The 347-nt window shown below is 69.2% G+C and carries 1 protein-coding gene; it reads right to left on the bottom strand.

Annotated features, from left to right (window positions below):
* On the bottom strand, window positions 1-347 hold a 347-nt coding region (locus tag H928_RS30250; protein ID WP_043340801.1), incomplete at both ends, for a gamma-glutamyltransferase.

Raw genomic sequence — 347 nt, 5'->3', positions numbered from 1 at the left:
CACCCGGCCGCCTTCCAGGCGCCAGCGCGGCTGGTCCAGCGCCGCCTGCGGTGCCTCGCCGCCCGCCAGCAGGCGGCACAGCAGCTGCACCTGGCCTTGGGGTTGCATGGCGCCGCCCACCACGCCAAACACGCCGAGGAATTGGCCATTGCGCGTGGCAGCGCCCGGCACCACTGTGTGGTACGGCCGTTTGCCAGGCGCCGGCCCATTGATATGGCCGGGTTGTGAAAAGCCATGGCCCCGGTTTTGCAGCACAAAGCCGCCTTCAGCGACGCCGATGCCCGAGCCAAAGCGCTTGAACACGCTGCTCATCAGGCTGATGGCCAGGCCATCGCCATCGACCACGG

This window comes from Comamonas sp. B-9 (assembly GCF_000410635.1).
Lineage (GTDB): Bacteria > Pseudomonadota > Gammaproteobacteria > Burkholderiales > Burkholderiaceae_C > Comamonas.
This window is presented reverse-complemented; position numbering and strand designations above follow the sequence as displayed.